Genomic DNA, 24,408 nt, shown 5'->3' on the forward strand with positions numbered 1-24,408 from the left:
CGCCGTCGCCCCCGGTGCGTCAGCCCGTGGGCTGTGTCAGGTCGTAGAACGTGGCGCCGCCGACGGTGACCTCGGTGAAGTTCTCCGTCACCCAGGAGGTGATCAGGGCGGAGGCGCCGGAGGATCCCCCGGGGCCGCCGCCCATGCCGCCGCCCGAGACGAAGTAGTGGATCCTGCCGTCCGCCACGTACCTCCTGAACTGGGCGAGCGTCGGCGACGGGTCGCTCCCGTTGAAGCCGCCGATCGCCATCACCGGTTCCCCGGTCGCGAGTTGGTAGCTCGCGGCGTTCTGCGCTCCGACGGCTGCGGCGACCCAGGTGTAACCGTCCGCGCCCTTCGTCAGGAGCGCCTCGGCCTCGGCGCCGACGGTCGCGCCGTTCAGCAGGCCGCCCCTACCGCCGCCCCGCATTCCCTCGCCGGAACCGGGAAGAGTGCCGGGGCCGGTGCCCGTAGCGCCGGGCGCGGTTCCGCCGTCGGGCGGGGCGGGCATGCCCCCCGGAGCGTTGCCCTGCTGGTTGCCCCCGGCCTGGCCCTGGGGCGCCTGCCTCTGGGCCTGGGGCCGCTGCCCCTGCTGCCCCTGGCCCTGGCCGGGGGGCTGCTGCGCGCCGCCGCGCTGCCCGCCGTCGCCGCCGCCGGGTCCGCCGGGTCCGCCCCGGCCGCCGCCGCCCGGCCCGCCCATGCCGAACCCGCCCGCCGAAGGACCGGCGGTCACGATCGAGCCCTGGTGACCGCTGTTCAGGGTGGAGACGGTGTACGCCGCCGGCCCCGCCAGCGACGCCGCGCAGCTCAGCCCCACCGCGACCGCCGCCAGAACCCGCCCGCCGAACCGGCCCACGACCAGCAGCCCGAGCGCACCGGTCAGCCCTGATGCCAAGACCGCCCACCGCAGCCACGGCAGGTATTCCGGCGTACGGCCCAGCAGGACGAACGCCCAGCCGGCCGTCACCCCGACCGCGCCCGCGAGCACCGCACGCGGCCACCACGCGCCCCGCTCCTCCCACAGCACCGTGACGCCCATGGCGACGAGCGCCGCGATGTACGGGGCGAGGGCCACCGTGTAGTACTGGTGGAAGATCCCGGCCATGAAGCTGAACACGGCCGCGGTCATGACCAGCGCCCCGCCCCAGGCGACGAACGCCGCCCGCGCGGAGTCCGTCCGCGCCGCCTTCCGGGTCAGCCAGAGACCGGCCACCAGCAGGATCAGCGCGGCGGGCAGCAGCCACGCGATCTGACCGCCCACCTCGGCGTTGAACATCCGCCCGATGCCGGTCTCGCCCCAGCCACCGCCCCCGCGGCCACCGCCGCCCCCGCCGACGCTTCCGGTCTCCTCGCCGTTGATGCGGCCGAGCCCGTTGTAGCCGAAGGTGAGCTCCAGGAACGAGTTGTTCTGCGAGCCGCCGACGTACGGCCGCGAGGACTCCGGCATCAGCTCCACGATCGCGACCCACCAGCCACCGGCGACGACCGTCGTCAGCGCGGACAGGGCGAGCTGGCCGAGCCTCTTCCGTACGGGGACCGGGGCGCACACCGCGTACAGCACGGCCAGCGGCGGCAGGATCAGGAACGCCTGGAGGGTCTTCGTCAGGAACGCGAACCCGACCGCCGTCCCCGCCCACAGCAGCCACGCCGTCCGCCCCCGCTCCAGGGCCCGCAGCACGCACCACACGGTGACCGTCATCAGCAGGGCCAGCAGCGCGTCCGGGTTGTTGAAGCGGAACATCAGCGCCGCGACGGGGGTCAGCGCGAACACGCCCACCGCGAGGAGCCCGGCGACCGGCCCGAAACGACGGCGTACGGCGGTGTTCAGCACGGCCCCCGTGGCGACCGCCATCAGCACCTGAGGGGCCAGGATCGCCCAGGAGCCGAGCCCGAACAGCCGCACCGACAGGGCCATCGGCCAGAGCGCGGCGGGCGGCTTGTCGACGGTGATGGCGTTCGCCGCGTCCAGCGACCCGAAGAAGAGGGCCTTCCAGCTTTGGCTGCCCGCCTGGACGGCGGCGGAGTAGAAGGAGTTGGCGTAACCGGAGGCGCTGAGGTTGTAGAAGTAGGCGAGGCCGACGGCGAGCAGCAGCCCGTACAGCGCGGGGCGCGCCCAGCGGGGGTCTTCCCTCCCGGTCGGCGGCGCGGCGACGGGGGTCGCGGGGGCGGCGGTCGTGGTCATCGGACGTCCTCGGGTTCGGGGCAGGCGCGGGCCGGGAAGACCCAGGCGCGCAGGAGCAGGAAGCGCAGCACGGTGGCCGCGAGGTTGGCGGTGATCAGCACGGCCAGCTCCGTGCCGTGCGAGGCCGATCCGGAGGCCGCACCGAGCGCCGCGAGCGAGCCGCTGGTCAGTGCGAGGCCGATCGCGAACACGACCAGGCCCTGGGCCTGATGGCGGACGGCCCCGCTCCGGCCGCGCACGCCGAAGGTGAGACGGCGGTTGGCGGCGGTGTTGGCGACGGCGGAGAGAAGCAGCGCGCCGCCGTTGGCGAGCTGCGGGCCGACGCCGAGCCGGAAGAGGGAGTAGAGCGCGAGGTAGAACAGCGTCGACAGCGCGCCCACGACGCAGAACCCGACGAGCTGGCGGGCCAGTCCGCGCTCCACCCCGGTCACCGCCCGGTCGCGCGGATCGTCCCCGAAGGGCCGGGCCAGCCGGTCCAGCGGCAGCGCGCCGACGGCCAGCGCCCGTCCCACCCGCCACACCCCTTTCAGGTCCTCGGTGGCCGTCCGCACGATGTGGACGCTCGATTCGGGGTCGTCGATCCAGTCGACGGGCACCTCGTGGATGCGCAGCCCGGCCCGTTCGGCCAGCACCAGGAGCTCGGTGTCGAAGAACCAGCCGCTGTCCTCCACCATCGGCAGCAGCCGCTCGGCGACCTCGCGCCGGATCGCCTTGAACCCGCACTGGGCGTCGCTGAACCCGGCGGCCAGCGAGGAGCGCAGGATCAGGTTGTAGGCGCGCGAGACGAACTCCCGCTTCGGCCCCCGCACCACCCGCGAACTCCGGTCCAGCCGGGAGCCGATGGCCAGGTCGGAGTGGCCGGAGATCAGCGGGGCGACCAGCGGGAGGAGGGCGTTGAGGTCGGTGGAGAGGTCGACGTCCATATAGGCGAGGACCGGGGCGTCGGAGGCCGACCACACCGTCCGCAGGGCCCGACCGCGCCCCTTCTCCTCCAGCCGCGCGTACCGCACCCCGGGCAGCTCGGCGGCGAGCGCGGCGGCCACGGCCGGGGTGGCGTCGGTGCTGGCGTTGTCGGCGACGGTGATGCGGAAGGGGTACGGGAAGGTCCGCGCGAGATGGCCGTGGAGGCGGACCACGCAGGGGCGGAGGTCCTTCTCCTCGTTGTACACGGGGACGACGACGTCGAGCACCGGCACGGCGGCTGCCGTGGCGACCGGCTGCCGGGCCGGAAGGTGCTCCCGGCCCGGGAGCCGATGGTCGGCCCCGCCGTCCCCGCCGTGCCTGCTGCTACTGCGGCGGCCGGTCGTTCCGGGGCCGCTCCGGAGGCTGCTGTCGGTGGTCATGCTCCGACACTCGCCAACCGCGCTGTCACACCGGTGTGGTGAGCCTGTCCCCGACCTGTGAGTCCACGCGGACCACGTCGTGGCCCGCCGGTTTTCCGTCCGCCGAGACGCAGTCCGCCGGTACGCGGCCCGTCGGCAGCTCGACCGCGAACACCGTGCGGCCCGGCGCGGACTCCACCCGTACGTGCCCGCCGTGCGCGGAGACGACGGCCTGCACGATGGCGAGGCCGAGCCCGGTGGAACCGGTCGCTCCGCCGCCGTCGGCGCCCCGCGCCCGGGAGGCGTCCCCGCGCGCGAACCGTTCGAAGACGTGCGGCAGCAGCTCCGCCGGGATGCCGGGCCCGTCGTCGCCCACCTCCACCGTGACCGGCCCCCCGGCGCGCGCCGGAGGCCTGACCGCCACGGTGACGGTGGTCCCCGGCGGAGTGTGGGTGCGGGCGTTGGCCAGCAGGTTGACCAGGACCTGCTGGAACCGGTCGGGATCGGCGCGTACGGTCACGGGCTCGGCGTCCTCGGGCAGTTCGAGCCGCCAGCGGTGCCGGGTCTCCCGGTCCTGCGGCCCCCGGTCCACCGCCCGGGCGTCGCTCACCGCGTCCACGACCAGCGGCAGCAGATCCGTGGTGCCGTACGAGAGCGGGCGCCCGGCGTCCAGCCGGGCCAGCAGCAGCAGATCCTCCACCAGTCCCGTCATCCGGTCCGCCTCCGACTCGATCCGCCCCAGCGCGTGGCGGGTGACGGGGCCGGGCTCCGGGCCCGCCGTCTCCCCGGCGGCCCGCCGGGTCAGCTCGGCGTAGCCCCGGATCGAGGCCAGCGGGGTGCGCAGCTCATGGCTGGCGTCCGCGACGAACTGCCGGACCCGCGTCTCGCTCTCCTGGCGGGCGGCGAGTGCCGAACCGACGTGCCCGAGCATCCGGTTGAGCGCCGCGCCCACCTGCCCGACCTCGGTGCGCGGGTCGGCCTCGGCGCCCGGCACCCGCTCCAGGAGCGCCACCTCGCCGCTGTGCAGGGGGAGTTCGGAGACCCGGGTGGCCGTGGCGGCGACCCGGCGCAACGGCCGCAGGGCGACCCCGACGAGCACCGTGCCCGCGATCGACGCGGCCAGCAGCCCGGCGGCGGTGACACAGACCTCGACGACGATCAGGGTGGTCAGCGCACCGCTCACCTCGGCACTGGGGATGCCCACCAGGACCGTGTACCCCTCGGCGGTGCTCGCGGCCTCCACGCGATAGCCGCCGAGCCCCGGAAGATCGACGCTCCGGGCCCCCTCGCCGGTGGCCGGAGCGGCCGATTCCAGGGCGCTCCGCTGCTCGCCGGTCAGCGGCTTCGCGCTCTCCTGGGCGCGCAGCCCGCTGTCCACGACGACCTTCGACGCGGTGACGTCCCCGTCCTCGCCGAGAAGGGCCCCGAACGTGCCGAGCGGCTGCCCGCCCCCGCCGACGAAGCCGAGCGGCCCCGCCTCGCGCAACGCCTGCGGCACCGGGCCCGGCGGGCGCTGGGCCCGCTCGGCGACGGAGCGCAACTGGTCGTCGAGCTTGCCGTACATGTAGCTGTGGAAGGCGATCGCGGTGACGGACCCGATGACGGCGGCGACGACGGCGATCAGCGAGACCGCCGACACGACGAGCCGGGTCCGCAGCGTCCAGGGCCGGCGCGGCGCCCTCATGGCGGGGCCCCTACTCACCGGGCTTGATCAGATACCCCGCGCCGCGCCGGGTGTGGATCATCGGCGTGCGCCCGGCGTCGATCTTCTTGCGCAGATAGGAGATGTAGAGCTCGACGACGTTGGCCTGGCCGCCGAAGTCGTAGTTCCAGACCCGGTCGAGGATCTGCGCCTTGCTGAGCACCCGGCGCGGATTGCGCATCAGGAAGCGCAGCAGCTCGAACTCGGTGGCGGTGACGTGGATCGCGTCCCCGCCCCGGCTCACCTCGTGGCTGTCCTCGTCGAGCACCAGGTCCCCGACGGTGAGCGTGGACTCGGCGCGGCCGGCGGCGACGGCCGAGCCCGAGCGGCGGATGAGCCCGCGCAGCCGGGCCACGACCTCCTCCAGGCTGAACGGCTTCGTCACATAGTCGTCGCCGCCCGCCGTGAGCCCGGCGATGCGGTCCTCCACGGCGTCCCGGGCGGTCAGGAAGAGGACCGGCACATCGTCGTACTCACGGCGCAGCCGGCCCAGCACGGACAGCCCGTCCATGTCCGGGAGCATCACGTCCAGGACCACGGCGTCCGGGCGGAAGTCCCGCGCGGCCCGGACCGCACCGGCCCCGTCACCGGCGCTGCGCACCTCCCACCCCTCGTACCGCAGGGCCATCGAGAGCAGCTCGGCGAGCGGAGCCTCGTCGTCCACGACCAGGACCCGCACGGGGGTACGGTCCGGCCTGAGCAGTTCGGTACGCCCCTGGGGCGAGGTCGTCGTCGTCATGGGCACCACTCTGTGAGGCACCCGTGAGAGAACCCTGACCCGTTCCTGTGAATTTCCTGAGAAAGCGGCACGCGTGCGGACACGACAGGACCTAGGAGCCGTCCGCGGGGAACAACGCGGCGGCGTTCCCATGGCAGACCGCCCGCAACCACGCGTCCCCCAGCCCGAGCCGTTCCAGCGCCTCGAGCTGATGGACGTACGGGTAGGGGATGTTCGGGAAGTCGGTCCCGAGCAGCACGCGGTCCCCGAGGTCGGCGAGCCGCCCCCGCTCCGCCGCCGGGAAGGGGCTGAACCCCTCGCTGAAGTCGGTGAACGCCATCGTCGTGTCGAGCCGGACCTCCGGATACGCCGCCGCCAGCGCCAGGAACTCCGCGTACTCCGGCATCCCCATGTGCGCGACGACCAGCCGCAGCCGGGGGTGGCGCGCCAGCAGCCGGCCGATCGGCTCCGGCCCGGTGTGCGCGCCCGGCGCGGGCCCCGACCCGCAGTGCGTGACCACCGGGATCCCGGCCTCCGCGAGCAGCCCCCATGCCGGCTCCAGGAGCGGGTCGTTGGGGTCGTACGCGCCGACCTGGAGGTGCGCCTTGAAGACCCGCGCCCCCGCCTCGACGGCCTCCTTGACGTACACCTCGACGCCCTCCTCCGGGAAGAGGGTCGCGGTGTGCAGGCAGTCGGGCGTGCGGGCGGCGAAGCCGGCGGCCCAGCCGTTCAGCCAGCTCGCCATGCCCGGCTTGTGCGGGTAGACCATGGAGGTGAAGCGCCGCACCCCGAACGACCGCAGCAGCTCCAGCCGCCGCTCCTCCTCGTAGCGGTAGGTGATCGGCCACTCCAGGCCGGTGAGCGGTCCGGCGGCGTCGAAGTAGGCCCACACCTTGCGCAGGACCCGTTCCGGCATGAAATGGGTGTGCACATCGATGATTCCGGGCAGCCCGAGCCGTTCCCAGAACCGCACCACGTCATCGCTCTCCGGCCCCACGGACGCGCTCCCTCGGTCGACGGTCAGAACAACCCACCCTGCACACCGCCGGAGCCGATGTCGATGAGGGGGACACGTACACCACTCTCCGCCACGGCGGGCGCGGTCTCCGCGGCGCCGGTCCCTTCGGCCGCGGTCCCCTCGGCCGCATCCGCGGGGACGGCCTTCGCGGGAACGGCCTCTGCCGGGACGGCGGCGAGGTCCCACCCGGTGATCAGCCGCGTGTCCAGAACGACCACGCCCACGCCGTCCACCGCCAGGTGCAGATCGGGCCCCGCCGCCGCGACCAGCCGCCCCGCGACGACGCCCCCGTCCACCAGCTCCCGCACCGCCCGCACCGGAGCGGGGGCCCGGTCCAGCCCGAACAGGGCGACCTGATCGACGACTTCGAGGGGCAGCCGCTCCAACGACTCGGGCCAGCCGCGCCCTTCGAGCCGCTCCGCCCGCCCGTACAGCTCCGCCACCTCGGCGGCCCGCTCCTCGCGCCCCGGAAGCCGCCCGCGCACGGCCCGCTTCCCGGCGTACGGGATCCGGTCGGGCACTCCGAGGGCCGCCCGGAGCACCTCCTCGGTCCGCCGGGCCGCCATGAGGGGCCCGCGTCCCAGCCAGCTGAAGGCCACGGCCCCCTGTTCGCGCAGCCGGGCCGCCCCGCGCTCCTCACCGGTGATCCCGACCTTGACCATGCCGGGCCCGAACCACGCGAGGTAGACGCGGTACGTCCGGGGGTCGTCCGCCATCGTGTCGGCGGCCACCGAGTGCGCCCGGTCCAGCCGCGCGCACTCGGCGCACCGCCCACCGGTGGAACGCCCCGGCACCACCGCGCCCAGCGGGCACACGTTCCCCCGGGCGCCCTTGCAGTGCCGCTCCCCGAGGGCCCGGAAGCCGAGGCCGCCCCCGTACGCGAGCACGCTCACCCGCCGGTCGCCGCCCCTGCTCCACCCCAGCTCGGGCGCCTGCCCGGGCCACCGCACCCCGGCGCACCACCACCCACCGGACACCCGGACCCCGCTCTCTCCTCCACCGGCATCGGATCACCGGTCGCATCGGTCCGGCGATGCTACGCGTAGCCTCCGACACCCTCGATCCGCCGCCTCATCGCGGCCATCCGGCGCTCGAACCGCCGGTTGAGCCAGATGATCCAGCCCATGAACCCCACGCCGAAGCCGAGGCCCCACAGCCCGATCGGCACATTGCCCGCGGCGAACCAGAGGACCGGCATCCCGAGGAAAAGCAGCCCGAGGAAGGGCAGGGCCCACCACCGGTTGCGCCGCAGCTTCTCCTCCCGCCGCCGGATCAGCCGGACCATGGCCGCCTGTTCGGCCGGGTCGTCGGGCAGTTCGCCGTTCCTCGCGATGCGCCGCTCCAGCTCCGGCACCCGGGCCGCCTCGGTACCCACGGCACGCGCGTCCCGCCGCCGGCGCCACATCAGGATCGACGTCATCAGACCCGCGTACACGAACCCGCCGACGAGGATGCCCGGCCACCCCGACCACCCGTAGAAGGCCAGCTGGATGCCGACCCACACCACCAGCACCAGCAGCCCCATCGCCCACCACCGGTCCTGCCAACGATCTTCCCGCCCGTGCTGCTCCTTCGATCTCATCGTCGACCTCCGAGAGGAACGCGTCCGTCACGCCCCGTACCACGTCGGCTACCCCGCCATCGGCCCTCCGAACGACCGCCGCGGCGGGCCGTTATGATCCGGCCCATGGCGCTGACCGGGGACCAGGTGGATCTGTTCGAGGCTTCCATGCCCCGGCTGAAGGCCATCGCCTACCGCCTCCTCGGCTCCGCGAGCGATGCCGAGGACGCCGTCCAGGACACCTTTCTGCGCTGGCAGTCCGCCGACGCCGACCGCGTCGAGGTCCCCGAGGCCTGGCTGACGAAGGTCCTCACCAACCTCTGCCTCAACCAGCTCACCTCGGCGCGCGCCCGGCGCGAGACCTATGTGGGCCAGTGGCTGCCCGAACCGCTGCTCGCCGGGGACCCGATGCTCGGCCCCGCCGACACCGTCGAGCAGCGCGAATCGGTCTCGTACGCGGTCCTCGCCCTCATGGAACGCCTCTCCCCCAACGAGCGGGTGGCGTACGTGCTGCGGGAGGCGTTCGCGTATCCGCACGGGAGGATCGCCGAGATCCTCGACACCACGGAGTCCGCGAGCCAGCAGCTGTACCACCGCGCCAAGAAGCACATCGCGGACGGCCGGACCCGGACCGAGATCGACGAGGCCGCCGCCCGGCGGATCGTCGAGGAGTTCCTCACGGCCGCCACCAGTGGCCGGACCGAACCGCTCGTCCGGTTGCTCACCGCGGACGCGGTCGCGATCGGCGACGGCGGCGGGAAGGTGCCGGCCCGCGCCAAGCCGTTCGAGGGCGCGGCGGCCGTCGCGACGTTCATGCGGAGCCTGTTCACCCCCAACCAGGCCGCCCGCAGACTCCTCGGCGGCACGGCGGAGGTCCACGTCTCGTACGCCAACGGGCTGCCCGCACTCGTGATCACCGTCGACGGCCGGGTCATCGGCGTCATGTGCCTGGAGATCACGGCGGACGGCATCGCCGCGTTCCGCAACCAGGCCAACCCCGACAAGCTCGACCGCGCGACGCGTCAGTGGGCGGCGACCGACCACGGAGAACCGACCCTCCGCATCCACTGAGCCATGTGACGCACGTCACAGCTTCCACCTGTCAGGAATCGCCGGGCTGCCCTGTTCAAGGGGCGAAACCGCGCGAGACAGGAGCGAAGGACATGCAGCAGAACATCCAGCGGCACCGCGTCGTCGTCATCGGAGCGGGCTACACCGGAGCGAGCGCCGCCGGCCGCCTCGCCCGGCGACTGCGAAGCGAGGACGTCTCCATCACCCTCGTCAACGCCGAACCGGACTTCGTCGAGCGCGTCCGGATGCACCAGCTCGCGGTGGGCCAGGACCTCCGCCCCCGCCCCTTCCACCGGATGTTCGCCGGCACGGGCGTCCGGCTGAAGCTCGCGAAGGTCACCGGGATCGACGTCGACCGCGGAACGGTCTCGGTCACCGACGCGAACGGCGCCGGGCAGCCGGAGGACCTGGAGTACGACACCCTCGTGTACGCCCTCGGCAGCGCCTGGAACACCCGGGGCGTCCCCGGCGCCACGGAGCACGCCCACGAGATCGCCGGCCGCGAGGGAGCCCTGCGCCTGCGCGACCGGCTGGCCGCCCTCGCGCCCGGCAGCCCCGTGACCGTCGTCGGCGGCGGGCTCACCGGCGTGGAGGCCGCGACGGAACTGGCCGAGGCCCGCCCGGACCTCGACGTCTCCCTGGTGGCCCGGGGCGGCCTGGGCGACTGGCTCTCCCCCAAGGGCGCGCGGCACCTGCGGAAGGTCTTCGGCGACCTGCGGATCACCGCCCACGAACACACCGCCGTCACCGCCGTGGAGGCCGACCGCGTCATCACCGCCGCGGGCGACATCCCGGCCGCGGTCACCGTCTGGACGACGGGCTTCGCGGTCCACCCCATCGCCCGGGCCACGGCCCTGGAGACCACCGACGACGGCCGGATCCCGGTCGACGGCACGATGCGCTCGACCTCGCACCAGGACGTGTACGCCATCGGCGACGCGGCCCTGGTCGCGGGCCCCGGCGGCAAACCGCTGCGCATGTCGTGCGCCTCGGGCGTCCCCACCGCCTGGCAGGCCGCCGACGCCATCGCGGCCCGCCTCACCGGCGGCAAGCTCCCGACCACCGCGCCCCGCTACTTCAACCAGTGCGTCTCGCTGGGCCGCAAGGAGGGCCTGATCCAGTACGTCACGGCCGACGACCGAGCCGTCAGCGCCGCCCTGACCGGCCGGGTGGCCGCGCTCTACAAGGAACTGGTCTGCAAGGGAGCGGCCTGGGGCGTCGCCAACCCCACCATGGGCCTGCCGACCCGCCGCCGCCGCGTCACCGCGCAACGGGCCGGGGCCACCGCTCCAGCCGCCTGAGGTTCCGTCCCGGGACCGCCCTGAGCCGCTCCACGCCCTCGGGGCCCTGGGCGCCCCTCCGGCAGACCACCAGCGCGCCGAACAGCACGGGCGCCGACAGACCGACGACCACCCCGAAGACCGCCGGAGCACCGACGGACGCCACCGGCACCGCGAACGCCTGGAAGGGCCCCACCCCGGTCCGCAACGCCCAGGCACGCAGGGCCTCTTCGAATTCGTCGGCGGTCACCTGTAGTCGAACTCCACGCCGTCCCCGCCCTTGGCCGCCATGGCCGGGATCCCGGCGAGGGACGGCGAACGCCCACGCCGCCACCCACACACGCTGAAGGGGCCGGAACACCGAGCGAGAACGCGAAAAGCCCCTGCGTGTGCAAGGGGCGGTTGACGTGGTCGAGGTACCGCGACTGCTGTACTGCTGCCGCGCTACCGCGCCGACTTGGCGACCCTCCCGTTCCGGCGGCCCATCCCGCGGTAGATCACCCAGAGGCTGACCAGCACGAGCACCGCTCCACCGACGGGCCAACCCAGGGAGCCCCCATCGCGGTACTCCAGAACGCCGGTCGCAAGAATAAGGACCGAAACGGACAGACCCACCCAGTCGAGGGCCCTGTCGAATCTCTCGAACACCGAAGGCTGATTCACAGCTCGATCCTGGCCGACGCCCGCGCCCTCCACCAGCCCCGAGCCCACCACGTGTCCGGAGGTTCATCCCCCGTTCACGCCCCGTCCTCGCCCGAACGGCGAAGGCCCCACGACAGCAGCGACACGACCGCCCACGAGCCGCGGCCGACCCCCCATCCAGTTTCGCCGATTCCCTACGCGCCTCTCGACCTGCTGTCAAACTGGAGCCACAGGTCCCGTGGGTAAGGCTTCGCCATTCCAGCGAGCGTGGCCTCGGGGCAGAACTGGGGGGCCAGGCCGTGTCATATCCTGTCGAGCGTCCAAAAGGTAAGGCTCACACCCCGCCGTCCCGCGATATACGGAAGGGCGCCTCCTACTGCCAGAAGTGCGGATTGCGGCTGCCCAGGGACATGCGGGACAGAGTCGGGCCGTGCCCCTGCGTGGACACGAAGTAGACGACCGTCATGGCAGCGATGCCATCGTGAGTTCACATCCCACACCCATCGCAGGTGACCGCCGCTGAACAGGCCTTCTTGGTCGGTGGCGTTCTGCTAGATGAGGTGGAGAAACCTGTAACAACCGGCCCAGCACACATCCGCTCCGGCCCGTCCAACAGCCGACGAAGCCCAGGCTCATTCACCGGAAGACATGAGCATGGTGCTTCTCGTGGGGCATCCCTGACGTGCCCTGTCGCACCCCTGCCCTGTATGCGTCAATGTGACGCGAACTTCTCCGATGCACAGTTGATACGCCAGCAGCTCTGCGATGCTGAAGCCCGATCGAGAGGGGCGGCAGGGATGCAGTGGAAGATCCACGGGGAACGTCCGATCTACGAGAACAACTGGGTGAACCTGTGGCTCACCGACGTCGAGACCCCGGACGGGAACCGCTGGGAGCACCACGTCGTCAAGCTCCGCCACCTGGCCGTGGCCGCCGTCGTCAACGAGCGCCGCGAGATTCTGATGATGTGGCGACACCGCTTCATCACGAACGCCTGGGCGTGGGAACTCCCCATGGGCCTGGTCGAGGAGGGCGAGACGCCCGCAGAAGCGGCGGCCCGTGAGGTGCTGGAGGAGACCGGCTGGCGGCCCGGCCCGATCGCGCCGCTGATCTACGCCGAGCCGGCGAATGGCATCACCGACTCCCAGCACCACATCTTCCGGGCCGACGGGGCGACATACGAGGGGCCACCGACCGAGAAGAACGAGTCGGACCGGATCGAGTGGATCCCGCTGACCGACGTACGGGGCATGATCGACCGTCGCGAGACCGTCAGCAGTGGCTCTCTGGTCGGACTGCTCTACGTCCTCATGGACGAGGCGATCCGCTGAGGACCTGGCCCACCGGGCTGGGGTCTCCCGAGACACGGTCCAGCGGATCGAGCACGCCACGAACAACCCTCGGCTCACTGGCCTGCTCCTGGTAGCCCGCGCGCTGGAGACAGAGCCGGCCGACCTCCTTGAGGAGCGATCCACAGACCCGGGCTCCAAACCGCCCGCAAACGACAGCAGATAGCGGCCCCCGCGCTCGAGAGGCGGGGGCCTGCCTGTACCTAAGCCCTGCTGGGCTGGACGACCAGGTTCGGACTGCGCACCCAAACCTGGTGGCCTCGGGGCGTCACGGTCAGACCGAACTCGCTGGCGTCAGGCCTGCCGGCCTCCTCGTACTCCCGCCAGGCCTGCTCGATCTCCTCCCACAGGAACCCGGGCCCGTACTGCAGGACGTCCTCGCCGGTCCCGGCCATGACGCCCGCTCCGTCCGCGCTGCTGACCCAGACCCGGGCGCCGTCGGCGGTGTCGTGGCCCGATACCCGGACGCCGGGCAGTCGCGCCCCCGCGTACAGGGCGAACCCGAGGTCGAGAATCCGCGCGGGATCCAGGCCCGCGGCACGGGGCCGGCCATTGCCCTCGATCTCGTGGAGGACCGGGCGGTGCGCACGCATCGGCATGTACATCGCCGACCCGCAGAACGGACCGACCGCGGTCCCGTCCTCCTGGACGTGAAGTCGGACCAGAGCGCCCGACCAGAAGTCCCGAGCCACCGGGGCCACGAGGATCCCACCGGGCCGGAGCTGCCGGAGCAGCGTGTACGGGACGTACCGCAGCGCGCACGTGGCGATCAGCCGGTCGACGGGGCCCATTCCGGGGATCTGCTCGGCCCCGTCGCCGACGTGGAGGTGGGGCCGGTACCCGGCCCCAGCGATGGCGTCCGCGGCCTGCTGCGCCAGCCCGGGGTCCACCTCAACGCTGTAGACCTGCTCCTCGCCGAGCCGCTCGCTGAGCAGCGCGGCGACGTACCCGGTGCCGGTGCCGATCTCGAGGACTCGGTGACCGTCCTCGACGCTGAGGAGCCCAAGCATCCGGGCCACCATCGAAGGCTGCGAGTTCGACGACGTCGCGATGCCGGGCCCGTCCTCGGCGCCGTCGTCGAGCTGGGTGACCACCGGCTCGTCGCTGTTCACCCGGGCCAGCCAGTCGGCCCTCCCCACCACCGGCTCGCACCGGTCGGGCAACTGCCGCCAGATGTCCGGCCCGATGAACTGGGAGCGCGGCACGGCCTCCCAGACCTACCGCCAGCGGGCATCGAGTAACCCCCGGTCGGCGAGGTCCTGGACGAGGGCCGGGTACGTGCCAGTCTCCCGCACGGTGCTCACTGCTCGGTGCGCTTCTGCGGACGGCTGCCGTCGGGGGACGGCGCGGGCTGCGGGTCCGGCACCCACGGTTTGTCCGACGGCTGCCCGCCGTGCTTACCGCCGTCGGCCTGTGCGATGTGCGTGGTCATCCTGTCTCCTTCGTGAGAGGGAACGTGGTCGTGCCGGAGCAGGGAGATGCCGTGCTCGGGCAGTGGGCGCCGGTGGCGTCCTCGACGAGGAAGGGGTGCGCGCCGCCTTCGGCACAGCGCGTCGTCACCGTGCGGGCGTCTTGCACTCGGGGCACTCGCAGGCGGGGAACCGGTTCGAGGCCTCGGGCTGTTCGAGGGCCACGGCCTCTGCCTCCTCGCGCACGATCCGGGTGTGGCCCTCTCGGTCCACCTCGTACACCTTCATCGTCATCGCCATGGGCTTCTCCATCGCTGGCGGTTGCCGTCGCCATACGAGAATCGGCCCGGTAGCCCACTTTCGGGATGACCGGCGGGGGTTACCGAGGCGGTAATACACTCGTCGGCGCTCCAGTCAGGCGCCTGCGCGTGCAGAGGATCGCAACGGAAGTCAGAGCCCATGGATGCCGCCGCCCCGGCCTGCTCGCCCCCGACGTGCTCGACAGAGCAGACGTACGGGCAGCACTCGCGGAGCACGACTTCGCCGCCTCCTTCACCCTGTTCAAGAAGTGGGGCGGCCTCTCCCAGAACCGCATCGCCTCCGCCTGCCGGCTCACCCCCGGCAAGGTGTCCACGATCATCAGTGGATCCCAGCGCGTGACGTCCTTCGACGTGGTGTGCCGGATCGCTGACGGCCTCCGCATTCCGGGCGGCCTGCTCGGGCTCGCACCGCGCCCCTGGGAGGGCACGCCCACCGCACCGCACCCGCCAGAGGCTCCAGGTGTCCGGCCGGACGCAGACGAGATCCCGTGGCGGCCTGACGCCACCGTGGACTTGGCCACCCACCTCACCAGGAGTGATCTCGTGATGGACCGCCGTGCCCTCACCCGCGCACTCGCCGGTGCCGCCGTCACCGGCGCCGCCCTCCTCGACAGCCTCGAAGGGTGGCTCGTCCCGGCGGCCACCGTCACCGGGCGGCGCCGGCCGGGGCGTCTCGGCATACGCGAGGTGGAGGAACTGGAAACGACCGCGCGCGCCTTCCGCCAGTGGGACCACCAGTACGGCGGCGGCCTGCGAAGGAAGGCGGTCCTCGGTCAGCTCGCGGAGGTCTCCGGCGCGCTCGACGACCACCAGGCGTCCGCCGTCGCGGACCGCCTGTACCGCGTCATGGCGCAGCTGGCCGGCACCGCGGCGACCATGGCATGGGACTCCGGGCTCCACCGGCGAGCACAGGACTACTACCGCCTCGCGCTCCGCGCCGCCCACGCCGGAGGCGATGTCGTCTTCGGGGCGAACGTCTTGGCCGGGATGGCCCGGCAGATGCTCTACCGAGACCGGGCCGATGACGCGCTCCAGCTGATCCACCTCGCCCAGGAGGGCGCCCGCGACGTGATCGGCCCCCGGGTCCGAGCCATGCTCCACACCCGCGAGGCCTGGGCCTACGCGGCGCAAGGGCGCACCGCCGGGTTCCAGCGGGCGACCGCCAAGGCCGCCGAGGACCTCGCCGCCGCCGGAGCGGACGACGAGCCGTACTGGATCGCCTACTTCGACGAAGCCGAGCTCGCGGGCGTCACCGGGGGGCGGCTTCTGGACCTCGCCCGCACCGACCCGCGCCGCCACGCCGTCCAGGCCGCAAACAGGATCCGTACCGCTCTGGCGACCCGCGGTCCCGAAGCGGGACGCTCCCACGCACTCGACCGCATCGGCCTCGCCGAATGCGCCTTCCTCGCCGGAGACATCCAGGGAGCTGCCGCCGAAACTGCCCTGGCGGTGCAAGCCGCACGGGGCACACAGTCGGGGCGTGTCCGTACACAGCTGGGGCAGCTGTACCCGTACACCGTGGGACACAGCGCCTCGCGTCCGGTGCGCGAGGCGCGCGATAGTATCCGCGACCTGCTGTCGAGCTGAGGAGCCGGGCGCATGACGACACTTGCCGTCACCGGGCACATGGACCTGACCGACGAGACCGTACCTCTGGTCCGGGCCGCGCTGCGCGAGCTGCTCACCGAGCACAGCGACGACTTGACCGGAGTGTCATGCATCGCGGCCGGGTCAGACAGCCTCTTCGCGGAGGAGGTCTCCGCCATCGGTGGCCGCCTCATCGCGGTCATCCCTTCCGAGGACTACCGCGCCGCGAAGGTGAAGCCCGAGCACCAGGCAGTCTTCGACCACCTGGTCGCGGCCGCCACAGAGGTGGTGACGCTGCCGCACGCCACAGCGAACCGATCCGCGTACGAGGCAGCCAATGCCGAGCTGCTGCGCCGAGCCGACCGCCTCGTCGCGGTCTGGGACGGTACGCGCCCGTCGGGCAAGGGCGGCGGCACCGCCGACACCGTCGGGCAGGCCCGGCAAGCCGGTCTTCCCGTAGATGTGGTCTGGCCGGTGGGAGCCGCTCGGCGAGGGTGACTGGTACGCAAGAACTCACCCTGCCCGGTCTCGACGGCCGGGCAGGGGGAGTTGCGGACCATGGGTACTGCCTGCGCGGCCCCTCCGTCCGGTGACGAGGGGGCCAACCCCGCACGCGCGGGGACCACCCCAGGATCGCTGCCCCGGCGTCGCCGTAGTAGGGAACACCCCCGCACGCGCGGGGACCACAGTGTGAAGGTTTTGACGGACCGGCTTACCCGGGGGCCAACCCCGCGCGCGGGAACCACCCACCCCAGATTTTGCGGGGACCCTTCTCCAAGGGACCAACCCCGCGCGCGCGGGGATCACAGTTCCTGACCTGCGACTTTAACGGCCACCAGCCCGAAAATCGGCAACTTCGGTTCACGTGATGTTAGCCGGTGGATCCTACGCCACGGCCCCGGAACGACGAGGATCCCCCGCCGCCGGCCGAAGCCGGGGCGGGGCGTTTCATCGGGCGTCGCGGGCAGCGACCAACTCGGGATCCATCGAACGAGCGGCGTGCCGGCCACGCGGACCTGTCCTTCACGCAGCGGATCCATGTGCACCCTGAACCGCAGTCACTCCGGGCCGGAAGCAAGAAGTTGAACGAACTGCTCGGATGATCGGGCGATCAAGATCAAAAGGGCGTGTGAGAAAAAGTGAGACGAAACGAGGAAGGCCCCGATCCTCCGGGGGAGGATCGGGACCTTGACCTGGTGCTTCTTGTGCACTCGGCAGGATTCGAACCTGCAACCTTCTGATCCGTAGCTCTAGCCGGATCGGTCAGCCACGGCCATACCGGCCGCTACGAGGTCCCGAAGAGACGGCAGCAAGCAGAGGCGGTTTCTGTGGTTGCGGTACCGCGCTGCTGTACACGAGCAGCCCACAATTCTGGCGAGACTCAGTGAACGCCCTCGGACGAAATGGCCTCCTGCGTGGGCTGCGGGATCAACGGATTCTTGGGGATGACGGGGACACCGATCGCCTCCATGACCTTGCGGGCTGCAATCCGCCCCGGAGACCTGGTGGTGGTGATCTTGTCTCCAGTAATGATGTTCCCCTCCCAGATCTGCGCGTTCCGGCGCCAATCAATCTTTGTGGCAAGGTCAAGGTATCGAGCCTTCCGCCACTCCGGGTCCAGGTTCTTCTCGATCTCGAAGGCCACGTGCCCGATGATGACAAGACCAGTCGCGGTCATGTTGATGTAGTGCTTACGGAAGTCCACCACCTGGTTGGCCGGCCCTCCGCTCGTGGGCAGTTCGGCCACTGCATGCCAAGGGTCCATGTGCTGCGTGAGGATGCCGAGCATGGCCAGGGTCCTGCTGACGAAAGCGTCCTGCTTCTCGGTGGTACCGATGGCCTGGAAGCTGCGAGCCGGGATGCTCGCCTCGCTGAGCGCATAGTCCTGAAACAGCAGTTCCTTGACCAGCCCACGCACCTGGTTGAGCAGGAAGATGGCCGATGACAACTTCGACAGGCTCTTGGACGTCTCATCGATGCGTCCCGCGAACAGGGCAGACCCATCCACGATCTTCGTCAGAACTCGGTTCAGGGGCTCACGCGTGTTGTATGCAGCCAGAAGACTTGCCGGAATCTGCTTGGTCTGTGCTGCGTCGGCAAAGTCCTGGTGGATACGGGCAACGTCCGGTTCCACGACGATGACGACAGAGATGCTGTCGCTCGGGAAAGGGGAGTCCGTGTCGATGAGGCTCTCGCTACGCTTGGCGATGGCAGCGAGCCTGTGCTGACCGTCAGTCACAGAGAACTTGGTCTCGTCGCCGATGACGACGAAACCAGCCGTCATGGCAAAGTTTCCTCGCGGGATATGGATGGCCGGGACAGCACGGACGTTCAGCGTGACCGGCGGGAGGATGTAGTCGTTCTCGTTCTCGGTCAGGTACTTAGTGATGGACCTGACGTGGCTAGTGTCAATCGGGCGGTTGGTGGCCGTGCGCGGGTTGCCGCCCTTCACAGCCGCATCGGAAACCACGTGCTTGACGAGGAATGCGTACGAGAAGGCAGTCGTCAGCATGAGGCGCCCCCCCTGCTGGAAGACGACGCAGGTGAAGACGCGGCCCCCCGACGCCGTGGCGGCCTCACTCGCGGCTGCCTGAGCAGCCGTCAGCGAATCGTGCTCTGTGAGTCCGAAGTGTGCGATGGACACGGGATCCCCCTGCGTTGAGGCAAAGTTGAGTGGACATCAGAAACGTACGACAGGCCAACGTATTACGTCAACTTATCCACGTAGAACGCTGCCTGTTGCACGTTTTGATGATGGGCGCCTTACCTGCTTGATCGCTTTAGATCGACTCTCGACTCCTTTTGATCGAAACGGCGCGTTCGCAACAGAACCCACCACTCACCCCGGCTCCCATCCCGTCCGCCTTCGACCCACACGTCGTGGAGCGGTCGTGGTTCAGGGCGTCAAGGTGGAGCGCGCCACTGTACGAACGACCTTGACGCCCTGGGCCGCGACTGCTCGGCTCTGCACGGGTCGAAGGTGGTCGGGATGGGAGCCCCACGACGCTCACCCCGCCCCGGCCGGCACTCGCGAACGGTGCCCCGTCCATCCCGGAGTCTGAGCGCCCCCGCCGGAGGCATCCTTGAAGCCGCGGGCTTGGTTCTCATCTCATGCCTCGGGCCTATCCAGTTGTGGGCGCGCGTCGGCGGCGGCAGCGCCGAGCGGGCCGAAGGCAGGAGCGCGGGCGCAGCCAGAGCCGGGAAGCGCGCCCGGCGGAGCGGAGCGCAGCCGGGTGCCTTGATCGTGAAGCCCAACCTGGCTCCGTTGACGCACGTCTCGTACGAGGGGTACGTGCGGCTCTACATCGCCCCGCAGCTCGGTGCGAAGCGGCTCGACAAGCTGACCGTGCGGGACGTCCGCGAGTGGCTCACCAAGCTCGCGACGCTCTGCCAGTGCTGTGCCCAGGGCAAGGACGCCAAGCGGGACCCCGGTCGGCGGAAGTGCTGCGCGGTCGGGGACTGCTGCGAGTCCTACCCGTCCCGCCGGGTGGTCCAGGGCTCCCGTGATGCCCTGCGGGCCGCGCTGAGCCACGCGGTCACGGAGGAGGAGATCAGCAAGAACTTGGCCTCCCTGGTGAAGGTGCCCAAGCCTCGTCGCCGACGGATCAAGCCGTGGTCCGCTACCGAGGCCAGTCTCTTCCTCGCTGACGCTGCGGCCCGGGATGACCATCTCTTCGCGGCCTGGGTCCTCGTGCTGACGCTCGGGCTGCGCCGCGGGGAGGTCCTGGGACTCACCTGGAAGTCGATCGACTTCGAGACCGGCGAGCTGTACGTGGACCACCAGATCCAGCGGGCCGGGCGCGCGATCCTCCACCGTGAGACCAAGACGGAGGACTCCGACGACTTCCTCCCTCTGCCGGCCGTTTGCCTCAAGGCCCTGCGGATGCGCCGCGCCCAGCAGCTCGGGGACCGGAAAGCCGCCGGAGAGCTGTGGCAGGGCTCGCACGACCTCGTCTTCACGACGAAGTACGGCACCCCGATCGAACCGGGGAACCTCACCCGGATGTTCGCTTTGCGGTCCCGTCGCGCAGGCCTGCGGGTCATCCCGCTCCGGAACACCCGGCACACCACCGGCTCGCTCCTGGTCGTCCTCAAGGTCCACCCGAAGGTCGCCCAGCGGATTCTGCGGCACTCGCAGATCGCCACGACGATGGACGTCTATGCGGACGCGGCCGACGAAGAGGTGCGCGAGGCGATCGGCAAGCTCTCCGACGCGATGGGCGGTACCGGCTGACACGGTTGCTGTACTTCGCTGCTGTACGGGCAACGCGAGAGGCCCCCAGGATTTCTCCTGGGGGCCTCTGGCCTGCTGTGCACTCGGCAGGATTCGAACCTGCAACCTTCTGATCCGTAGGCGTGTGCACTGCCAACGGGGACCCCCGCCAGACCAGCGTTCAGGGACTCATCCACCAAGGTCGTGTGTGTCGCTGTGTCCAGTTGTGCACCGTTGTTGATGTCACCCATTGATGTCAGCCGAGAAGCCTTGGACCTGCGACTTCGCCTCGGAGGCTTGCAGTCTGCGACGTGGCTGGAGGTTGCGCTGACCGTCCAACGGATCGTCCAGTCCTCCACCACATTCATACCAAAGAGCATCGAGACACCTCTGCACAAGAGGTACCGCGTACGCCATGATGGAGGCGGCCCATTGCGCAACCGAACCAACCTTCGAACATCAGGGCCGACGAGTAGAAGGACGCACCATGACCACCATGACTCCTGAGCAGATGGACCTGCTCGCCCTCTGCGCTCTGCGAGTGGAGAGTAAATCAGTCGACTGGAACCTGCTTGCCCGGATCTGCCAGTCACGTGAAGCGCTAGATGTCGTACTAAGCGGAGATCTACCTGAGGATTCCGCGATCGCTCGCCGTAATCGACCGCTCTTGCGCGAAGCACTCACCTCCTTGACCGAGGCGCGTTCGCGGGTTGCATCGGAGTGCGAGGCCGCCGAACGCGCAGGGGCTCGGCTAGTAACAGTCCTTGACCCGGACTACCCGGCAAACCTACGTGTGATCCCGAACCTCCCGCCGTTCCTCTTCTACCTCGGCTACCTCGAAGAGCGTGACGCTCGGTCAGCTGCAGTGGTCGGTACGCGCAATGCTAGCGAGGAAGGATTGCAGCGCGCCGCCCGCATGGCGCGGGGTCTCGTTGAGCACGATGTCGTGGTCTTCAGTGGTCTCGCAAAGGGCGTCGATACCGCCGCTCATACCGCGACCGTGGAAGCTGGCGGCAGAACCGTTGCTGTCATGGGAACGGGAATCGCCAATAAGATTTACCCTGCACAAAATAAGTCTCTCGCTGCGCGCATCGTTGAAAGCGGCGGTGCACTGGTTTCCCAGTTCTGGCCTACATCCAGCGCAGCAACGTGGACCTTCCCACGGAGAAACGTTGTCACATCAGGCTCCACTATGGGCAGCATCGTCGTCGAGGCGTCATCGACGTCCGGAGCGAAGATGCAGGCGCGAATCGCGCACGAGCACGGCAAGCACGTCTTTCTATTGCGGTCTCTGGCTACGAAGGAGCCATGGGCGGCGAAGATGATCGCCGAGCGCAAAGCCGTGGAAGTGACTGAGCTGAGCGACGTTCTTGAGCTTATGGGCGAAGCAACACGCGTACAACAAGCCGGACAGCAACGCCTTCAGCTCACGCTGGCGGGTCTGTGACCCACGCTGCGGACCTACCTCTGCCTCTTGGCTTTCCAAAGTGTCGCACCTGCGCATACGTTCGCACCGGTTCACCCGACGTATGCGCAGAGTGCGCAGGACAAACTCTGCAGCCTCTCGCTGAACACCATTGCGATCTTTGCAGTCAATCCCTGAATTCACTTAATGACGAGTGCCGGAACCCCATTTGCCGCTGGACCCCGAGGCAACGGCATTTCACGCGCGTCGACGCTATCGCAATGTTCGCCGATCCTTTAGAGCAAAAGATCAAGCGTTTTAAATACGATGGATACACCGGCTGGGGGCTAATCTTCGGCCGCCTAATCGTCGGCTGGCTCAATGCCCACGAGGCTGATGTTGAGGACATCGACCTCATTCTTGGTAATCCCACAGCTCCGGACAGAACGCCAGTACGCCACATTGAGGTCATGATGAAATCAGCGTACGCGGAAGACAATCGCGGGCGTTGGCCGATAGCTGACCCCGATAGTCCCGTGCTGATCAAGAAATACGAGACCGACAAGTCGGCCGGCAAGGGTTGGTCTGCGAAAATGGACATTGCACGACAACATGCGGCAGCTTTGCAGCTACGCCAAAGCGTTGAAGGTCAAAGAATTCTGCTTGTGGACGACGTTTTCACTACAGGGGCAACCTTTCATACAGTTGGCAAACGGCTCATTACCGAATGGGGAGCCACTGAGGTGCGCGGCCTGGTCCTTGCGCGAGTGCCATTCGGCCTACCATAGCTCGATACAGGCATCCATTAGAGGACATGCCTTCGCCCTGTACTCAGCCGAATCAAAATTAGATTTCCCTACTCCCAGTATCCCCATCCCTAAACTGCTGTAGCTTAGCTGCAGGGAAAAAATCTTCCTCCAGTCCCCAACCATGCCTCAATTCGAACATTAGATTAATGTTCGACGCAGGAAATATCTTGTTCTCGAAGAGCATTTCCCAGAGCGGCTCGATCGTCAATGCTGCCCCGTAGCCAAGCTCAGGAGCGGCATGGTCCGTAAGCAGGGAGGAGGTAACAACCCCCAGCAACCAACCGTTCTCAGTTAGGACGGGACCTCCACTGAAACCGCCACGCGCCATTGGGGATATGATAAAGAGCGGATTGCGTGATCCCACGTATGGATCAATGATCGTGTTCACCTCACCCCGAACGGCAACTAGCCGTGGATCCGGGGAGGTCGGAATCGGCGGGTACCCGAATGCCACAACCTTCATTAGGACCATAGAGTCGCCAATCCAGTCATTCAGATGCCCCCCGATCTCAATATGATCGACTTTTTTGACATCATCCCGCCCCCAGAAACGCACTCCGCGCATGTAATACTCAAGCGAAAAATCCGTCTTAAGTATGGCGAGATCTACCGTCGAATCAGACGGATATATAATCTCTACAGACTCCAGAGATACAGAACCGTAGCTCGCCGGGATGAGACTCGTTAGCTTTCTGCCTTCAACGACATGACGAGCGGTCACTAGGTATCCATCACCGATATGAAAAGCTGTCCCTATCCCAAGCTCTCCGTCTTCACCCTGCGTTTCAACGCACAGGAGACAGGGCGAATACAGACTGTAGAAACCTAGTTGTGGGGTAGTCATAGCGGCATTCTAGCGACGCACGGGCTCTCCCGGAGTTCTTTTAGCGAACTAAGCGTGGTCGCACGAACGGTCACCTTCCTCGCCGGTTCCAAGCTAGGATCACCCAGCACGACAGCCTCAGTGGGCCCCTGCCCCGGCCGGCTTGATGGCGTGGGCCTCCTGCTTGCGACTCTCCACGCCCAATAATCGGTGTCACGGGACAGCAGCGTCCGGATCCACTTTTCCGCATTCAGGTCACCACTGGCAGAACGCTACGGCGGCGTCATCACCAGACTTGTAGCGAGGCCATCGGCGTCCTGTCGGGTCCGTCGCTTCAACATCGCGCACTCTTTCGATGAGTGCGCTGGGCCCCCCTGCCCGCAACAACTCAAAGGTGTCGGCCCAAGTCGCCATCTTGTACTCGGTAATGAGCCTCGACACTCCGTCGGACATCACTGCAGCCGCGCTTACGTCCGCTAGAGCCGTAGTACCCGTCAAAGCGTATTCCGCCACATCCTGGTCTGCTGCCGCAACCCAATAGCCTTCCGGCGTGTTACGTACCTGACGCTGGGCAATCACGAGTTCTTGTAGCGCCTTTTTGTGCTCTGGCGTGTACGTCTCATGACGTTCGACTTCGGTCCTCAACTCCGGCAGGATCACATCTACCCGAAGGTCGGTAATTACTGAGTATCCCGAGACACCTTCAAATACGATGGGTGAGTCGGCGAGAACCAGATGATCAAATGCGTCCGATCTCTGCCTTAGAATTGCAACCGTGGCGGAAGGTGTACCTGGGTTCTGGAGGTCGCATTGAGGATGCATTCCTGCTACTCCTTCAATAGCGTCAGCCAAGCCATCAGAGAGCGAGCGCTGCGAATCCGCGAGCTTCGCGAGCAGATGTCCGCCGAGCTGGGCCACGTACCAGGGAACGCCGTGTTGGCATCCTGTGGAAAGCCCCACTGTACTGAGTCCGTCCAGCACGACGGCGAGCGTGGGCGATCCGGCTACCCAATCCTCG

Annotated in this window: 22 protein-coding genes and 1 pseudogene; 9 read left to right on the top strand and 14 right to left on the bottom strand. The window is 69.2% G+C overall.

Annotated elements, in window-relative coordinates; translation table 11 throughout:
- Positions 1–19: 19 nt before the first annotated feature.
- The 7 genes from DTB53_RS14795 to DTB53_RS14825 form a co-directional block, all read right to left on the bottom strand.
- Complete coding sequence (locus tag DTB53_RS14795) at positions 20–2,161, bottom strand: mannosyltransferase YkcB-related protein (protein WP_012379985.1); 2,142 nt, start codon at positions 2,159–2,161, stop codon at positions 20–22.
- Entirely contained in the window at positions 2,158–3,504 is a 1,347-nt protein-coding gene (locus DTB53_RS14800; RefSeq protein WP_012379986.1) for a bifunctional glycosyltransferase family 2/GtrA family protein, read from the bottom strand. Before DTB53_RS14800 ends, DTB53_RS14795 begins: the two co-directional genes overlap by 4 nt.
- Before the next feature lie 25 nt (positions 3,505–3,529).
- Positions 3,530–5,167 carry a sensor histidine kinase gene (locus DTB53_RS14805; protein ID WP_042496678.1) on the bottom strand — a complete coding sequence of 546 codons (1,638 nt, stop codon included), beginning with the start codon at positions 5,165–5,167 and terminating at the stop codon, positions 3,530–3,532.
- Positions 5,168–5,177: 10 nt separating this feature from the next.
- Positions 5,178–5,924: a response regulator transcription factor gene (locus DTB53_RS14810; RefSeq protein ID WP_003967705.1), complete on the bottom strand. Its 747-nt coding sequence runs from the start codon at positions 5,922–5,924 to the stop codon at positions 5,178–5,180.
- Positions 5,925–6,015: 91 nt separating this feature from the next.
- Positions 6,016–6,900, bottom strand: a complete 885-nt coding sequence (locus DTB53_RS14815; RefSeq protein ID WP_012379988.1) for an amidohydrolase family protein — start codon at positions 6,898–6,900, stop codon at positions 6,016–6,018.
- A gap of 23 nt (positions 6,901–6,923) precedes the next feature.
- Positions 6,924–7,898, bottom strand: coding sequence for a DUF2797 domain-containing protein (locus tag DTB53_RS14820; protein ID WP_012379989.1), 975 nt, complete (start codon positions 7,896–7,898; stop codon positions 6,924–6,926).
- Positions 7,899–7,957: 59 nt separating this feature from the next.
- Positions 7,958–8,503 carry a hypothetical protein gene (locus DTB53_RS14825; RefSeq protein ID WP_003967708.1) on the bottom strand — a complete coding sequence of 182 codons (546 nt, stop codon included), beginning with the start codon at positions 8,501–8,503 and terminating at the stop codon, positions 7,958–7,960.
- Between the two features lie 105 nt (positions 8,504–8,608).
- On the opposite strand from DTB53_RS14825, the gene sigJ reads away from it, so the two are divergent.
- Entirely contained in the window at positions 8,609–9,553 is a 945-nt protein-coding gene (sigJ, locus tag DTB53_RS14830) for an RNA polymerase sigma factor SigJ (protein ID WP_042498524.1), read from the top strand.
- Positions 9,554–9,645: 92 nt separating this feature from the next.
- A complete protein-coding gene (locus DTB53_RS14835; protein ID WP_012379990.1) occupies positions 9,646–10,854 on the top strand; it encodes an NAD(P)/FAD-dependent oxidoreductase in 1,209 nt (402 codons plus the stop codon).
- On the opposite strand, the gene DTB53_RS14840 is transcribed toward DTB53_RS14835, so the two are convergent.
- Complete coding sequence (locus DTB53_RS14840) at positions 10,814–11,083, bottom strand: hypothetical protein (RefSeq protein WP_012379991.1); 270 nt, start codon at positions 11,081–11,083, stop codon at positions 10,814–10,816. The genes DTB53_RS14835 and DTB53_RS14840 overlap by 41 nt on opposite strands.
- Positions 11,084–12,272: 1,189 nt before the next feature.
- Between DTB53_RS14840 and DTB53_RS14850 the strand changes: the two genes are divergently transcribed.
- Positions 12,273–12,806: an NUDIX hydrolase gene (locus tag DTB53_RS14850; RefSeq protein WP_012379994.1), complete on the top strand. Its 534-nt coding sequence runs from the start codon at positions 12,273–12,275 to the stop codon at positions 12,804–12,806.
- Positions 12,754–12,990, top strand: coding sequence for a helix-turn-helix domain-containing protein (locus DTB53_RS37995; RefSeq protein ID WP_075025221.1), 237 nt, complete (start codon positions 12,754–12,756; stop codon positions 12,988–12,990). The genes DTB53_RS14850 and DTB53_RS37995 overlap by 53 nt, the downstream gene beginning before the upstream one ends.
- A gap of 37 nt (positions 12,991–13,027) precedes the next feature.
- On the opposite strand, the gene DTB53_RS14860 is transcribed toward DTB53_RS37995, so the two are convergent.
- From DTB53_RS14860 to DTB53_RS36855, 3 genes are all read right to left on the bottom strand, one after another.
- Positions 13,028–14,029 (bottom strand): methyltransferase domain-containing protein, encoded by a 1,002-nt coding sequence (locus tag DTB53_RS14860; protein ID WP_012379995.1) that lies wholly within the window; start codon positions 14,027–14,029, stop codon positions 13,028–13,030.
- Between the two features lie 95 nt (positions 14,030–14,124).
- Positions 14,125–14,256: a hypothetical protein gene (locus DTB53_RS37410; RefSeq protein WP_256090752.1), complete on the bottom strand. Its 132-nt coding sequence runs from the start codon at positions 14,254–14,256 to the stop codon at positions 14,125–14,127.
- Positions 14,257–14,380: 124 nt separating this feature from the next.
- On the bottom strand, positions 14,381–14,533 hold the full coding sequence (locus DTB53_RS36855) for a hypothetical protein (RefSeq protein WP_172595261.1): 153 nt from the start codon (positions 14,531–14,533) through the stop codon (positions 14,381–14,383).
- Positions 14,534–14,661: 128 nt separating this feature from the next.
- Between DTB53_RS36855 and DTB53_RS14865 the strand changes: the two genes are divergently transcribed.
- Together DTB53_RS14865 and DTB53_RS14870 are read left to right on the top strand one after the other, a co-directional pair.
- Positions 14,662–16,140, top strand: a complete 1,479-nt coding sequence (locus tag DTB53_RS14865; protein ID WP_328707294.1) for an NsdA family TPR-like regulatory protein — start codon at positions 14,662–14,664, stop codon at positions 16,138–16,140.
- A 12-nt stretch (positions 16,141–16,152) separates the two neighbouring features.
- Positions 16,153–16,638 carry a TIR domain-containing protein gene (locus DTB53_RS14870; protein WP_012379997.1) on the top strand — a complete coding sequence of 162 codons (486 nt, stop codon included), beginning with the start codon at positions 16,153–16,155 and terminating at the stop codon, positions 16,636–16,638.
- An 883-nt stretch (positions 16,639–17,521) separates the two neighbouring features.
- Here the strand turns inward: DTB53_RS14870 and DTB53_RS14880 are convergent.
- Entirely contained in the window at positions 17,522–18,784 is a 1,263-nt protein-coding gene (locus DTB53_RS14880; protein WP_012379999.1) for a DNA sulfur modification protein DndB, read from the bottom strand.
- A 597-nt stretch (positions 18,785–19,381) separates the two neighbouring features.
- On the opposite strand from DTB53_RS14880, the pseudogene DTB53_RS14885 reads away from it, so the two are divergent.
- From DTB53_RS14885 to DTB53_RS14895, 3 genes and pseudogenes are all read left to right on the top strand, one after another.
- Positions 19,382–20,374: pseudogene (locus DTB53_RS14885) on the top strand (tyrosine-type recombinase/integrase); the annotation flags it as partial.
- 466 nt (positions 20,375–20,840) lie between these two features.
- Positions 20,841–21,800, top strand: a complete 960-nt coding sequence (locus tag DTB53_RS14890) for a DNA-processing protein DprA (protein WP_042496683.1) — start codon at positions 20,841–20,843, stop codon at positions 21,798–21,800.
- A 239-nt stretch (positions 21,801–22,039) separates the two neighbouring features.
- Entirely contained in the window at positions 22,040–22,546 is a 507-nt protein-coding gene (locus DTB53_RS14895; RefSeq protein ID WP_236586390.1) for a ComF family protein, read from the top strand.
- 58 nt (positions 22,547–22,604) lie between these two features.
- On the opposite strand, the gene DTB53_RS14900 is transcribed toward DTB53_RS14895, so the two are convergent.
- Positions 22,605–23,411, bottom strand: a complete 807-nt coding sequence (locus tag DTB53_RS14900; RefSeq protein WP_012380003.1) for a S1 family peptidase — start codon at positions 23,409–23,411, stop codon at positions 22,605–22,607.
- 234 nt (positions 23,412–23,645) lie between these two features.
- Entirely contained in the window at positions 23,646–24,371 is a 726-nt protein-coding gene (locus tag DTB53_RS14905; protein WP_236586389.1) for a hypothetical protein, read from the bottom strand.
- Positions 24,372–24,408 lie beyond the last annotated feature (37 nt).

The organism is Streptomyces griseus, assembly GCF_900460065.1.
GTDB lineage: Bacteria > Actinomycetota > Actinomycetes > Streptomycetales > Streptomycetaceae > Streptomyces > Streptomyces griseus.